The following is a 3,211-nucleotide window of genomic DNA, read 5'->3' on the forward strand; positions in this document are numbered from 1 at the left end:
ATGTTGTCTTTCGCTGTTGTTTTATAAATTTTTAATTTATCTAAGCTAACAATTACTTTTAAACCATCTTCGGTCATAGTGCTGGTTACATGCTGAATACCTGCTTGATTAACTGGTACATCACGTACTTCATTATCTACACCTACATTACTAAAAAGCATTTCGATACGAGCTGGCGAGTTATATACCTGGATTTTAGGTTCAAACGTAAGAGCTTCATCAAACACAAGTTGTAATTGTGTTTCGCCTTGCATTAATGGGTTATAACGAACGTCGTACAATAAAGGGGCAGCGATTGCCGTCTGAGCCACAATTAAGGCTAACGCAGCTAACACGCATTTATTTATGTGCTTTAACCAAGCCATTCCTTTATGCATTTTCTTTTCACCTTTCATATGATTAACCTGCACCATTTGTACTTGCCTCTGACATTTCTAGCTTGGTCAGGCGCTCTTTCCAGCAACCAGCCCCATCTGGGATTAATTCTAATAATTCAATATAATTGTCGTGCACTTGTTTTATTTCACCGTGATACAAGCCAATATAATTACCCACTGTCACTCGATAAAGCGTGTCATCAGTCGCTTTGATCAGTGCCCAAGTATTGTCAGCACGACCGATAGTCCCTTGCATAACTAAATTATCCAATGGGTATTTCTCAAGTGGTTGACGAACCCTATTAGGGTCTGGATGTAAGCAATTTTTAACTTGTACTAAATTGTTTTGGATTATTTCTGGCTTAGGTGCCACAAACGGGCTGCGTAACTTACCAGCACTATATTCAAAATGCTCAAATTTTGTGATTTCAGGTATCGGTTCAACTTTAGGCGTCGTACTCGCTTTTACTTGATCAATAAACTCTTTTTGTTCAGAAGTATCATCATTACAAGCAGTAAGCACAATAGCCATTGCAATAACTAAGGGAAGCTTCTTCATTTTTTAGTCCCCCCTTCATAACGATAAGTCTTTGCAACAACACTAAAAGTTAGTTCGCCATTACCGAGTGTTTGAATCGTAAAGTCATGTAAACTAACAATACGCGGTAACTGAGCAACTTTACCAACAAACTCACCAAATTCATGATACGTTCCTACCACTTCTATTTTAATTGGTAGTTCTGTATAAAACTCTTTTTCAATTTCTGGTAACCAGCCAATTTTCAAAAAAGTTAAGCCACTAGTTGTACCAACATAAGATAAATCATCTAGTAAACCAGGAGTCTCATTGGAGGTTGGTAAGCGTTTTAAGAGCTGCGAAAACTTATCTTCCATTTCAACCATTTGTTGACGATATATTTCCAAGTTACTCGCAATCGCATATTTTGCTTTGTATGTTTGGCGCAGTTCAGTTTCTTTAGCTACTGCACTGTGGTAGCTAGCAATTTCATCTGAAACTAATAAGCTATAGCTAAAATACAAAACAATTGCAGCCACAAACGCACAACATAGCGCTTTCACTGCTATGGGCCAATCGCCCATATTTTCAAGTTCTATTTCATTCCAATCTATTTCTGTTAGCGCTTTGATATCAAGGTTCATTACGTGCCTCACCTATCTGATCAAAAGGCTTAACATAAAAATCCATATTAAAGTCACTCAACAATCGCGACGTTTGCTCACCAGCTACAATGCCTTGCATAATCGGTCGTTCTAATAAGTAAGAACCTTGCACTTGGCGCAACATAGTCGATAAGCGATTATTGGATTCACTGCGACCGATAACATGAATGCGATTATCATGTCGCTCTAGTTTAGTTAAATAAACACCGGCAGGGACTATATTGGCCACTTCATCCATAATTTGTGTTCCCAAATTACGGTTACTTTGTAACTCTTCAATTAAGCGCATACGTTGTTGTAAGTTCTCTTTTTTCTTATCTAGCTCATTAATTTCACGAATACGTTGGTTTAATAATGCTATTTCAGTATTTAAGAAGTTGTTCTTTACATTCTGCCCTTCACGTAAGCCGCTGTAAAAAGAGCTTAATAAATACATACTCAAGAAGCTAACAACAACAACGCCGAACAAAATTGTAATGAACTTGTTCTGGGAATCTTTTCTTTGTTGTTCGCGCCATGGCAATAGATTTATATGTGGCATGATGAAAAGCTCCTTAAAGCCAATCCTGTAGCTATCGCAAACTGAGTGCGATGACGCTGTAACATATTACGGTCAACCTTCGGCGAAATTTCAAGATTTGCAAATGGTTCAGCAACAATGGTGTGGATTCCTAACTCTTCAATTAGCAACCTATCTAAGCCTTCAATCATGGCGGTTCCGCCAGTCAGCACAATGTAATCGACTTGATCTTTACCACTAGTAGTTAAGAACATTTGTACCGCACGCCTTACTTGTTGCAATAACGATGTCTGGAATGGCGCAAGAACTTCAAACGTGTAATTTGGTGGTAAGTCACCTGTTGTTTTACCTATTTCAGCTTCATCAAAGCTCTTGTTGTAATAAGCAACAATACTATTGGTATATTGGTCGCCACCGAAAACTTGGTCACGAGTGTAAATTGTTTCACCTTCCTGTACTACGCTGACAAGCATCAATACAGCACCAATATCAACCACGGCAACACACTTGTTGAAAGCATCACTAGGTAGTTGTTGGTAGTAAATATCCATTGTTCTACTTAGTGCATAACTTTCAACATCAACAACCGCAGCCTTTAAGTTTGCAGCTTCAAGTGCACCGACTCGCGCTTGCACACTTTCAGTACGAGCTGCAGAAAGAAGAACATTTACTTTACTTGGATCTGCTTCGTTGATTGCCAGCTTTTCGAAATCGATATTTACTTCATCAAGTGGATATGGAATTAAGCTATCAGCTTCAATGGCAATTTGTGACTCTAATTCAGCATCTGTTAATGATACATCCATAAAAATCACTTTCGTTATTACAGTTTGACCAGAAACAGCGACTGCTGCAGTTTGAACTGATTTAGGAATTTTTCTTTTTAATTTAGCGATAACATTGCCTATCGCTTCTATGTCTTGAATAGAACGCTCAGACATAGCGCCTTTTGGCATAGGTTCAATAGCTAACGCTTCAAGCCGCATACCTGCGTCTGTTTCTTGCAGCAACACTGCTTTTATACAGTGCGATCCGATGTCAATTCCTACCATCATAGATGAAGGCTTTTTAAATAGCTGACTTAGCATGTTTGCAACTTTGCCTTTGTTTTAATAATAAACAAGTTATAATT

At 38.3% G+C, this 3,211-nt stretch carries 5 protein-coding genes; all 5 read right to left on the bottom strand.

The features are described from left to right. Window positions 1-377: AMIN domain-containing protein (locus L1D46_RS20095; RefSeq protein WP_345779682.1), on the bottom strand; the 377-nt coding region annotated here is incomplete at its 3' end. A gap of 22 nt (window positions 378-399) precedes the next feature. Beyond that, on the bottom strand, window positions 400-936 hold the full coding sequence (locus L1D46_RS20100) for a pilus assembly protein PilP (RefSeq protein ID WP_130049795.1): 537 nt from the start codon (window positions 934-936) through the stop codon (window positions 400-402). Beyond that, window positions 933-1,538: a type 4a pilus biogenesis protein PilO gene (locus tag L1D46_RS20105; protein ID WP_130049796.1), complete on the bottom strand. Its 606-nt coding sequence runs from the start codon at window positions 1,536-1,538 to the stop codon at window positions 933-935. The genes L1D46_RS20100 and L1D46_RS20105 overlap by 4 nt, the downstream gene beginning before the upstream one ends. After that, on the bottom strand, window positions 1,528-2,100 hold the full coding sequence (locus tag L1D46_RS20110; protein ID WP_130049797.1) for a PilN domain-containing protein: 573 nt from the start codon (window positions 2,098-2,100) through the stop codon (window positions 1,528-1,530). Before L1D46_RS20110 ends, L1D46_RS20105 begins: the two co-directional genes overlap by 11 nt. Next, entirely contained in the window at window positions 2,088-3,167 is a 1,080-nt protein-coding gene (locus L1D46_RS20115) for a pilus assembly protein PilM (RefSeq protein WP_167658722.1), read from the bottom strand. Before L1D46_RS20115 ends, L1D46_RS20110 begins: the two co-directional genes overlap by 13 nt. Window positions 3,168-3,211: the final 44 nt, after the last annotated feature.

The sequence above is a fragment of the Pseudoalteromonas sp. Isolate3 genome, assembly GCF_022398505.1.
GTDB classification, from domain to species: Bacteria; Pseudomonadota; Gammaproteobacteria; order Enterobacterales; family Alteromonadaceae; genus Pseudoalteromonas; species Pseudoalteromonas apostichopi.

Coding starts and splice junctions, on each gene's coding strand:
- L1D46_RS20110 (WP_130049797.1), bottom strand. CDS start 2,100: ATGCCACATATAAATCTATTGCCATGGCGCGAACAACAAAGAAAAGAT.
- L1D46_RS20115 (WP_167658722.1), bottom strand. CDS start 3,167: ATGCTAAGTCAGCTATTTAAAAAGCCTTCATCTATGATGGTAGGAATT.
- L1D46_RS20105 (WP_130049796.1), bottom strand. CDS start 1,538: ATGAACCTTGATATCAAAGCGCTAACAGAAATAGATTGGAATGAAATA.
- L1D46_RS20100 (WP_130049795.1), bottom strand. CDS start 936: ATGAAGAAGCTTCCCTTAGTTATTGCAATGGCTATTGTGCTTACTGCT.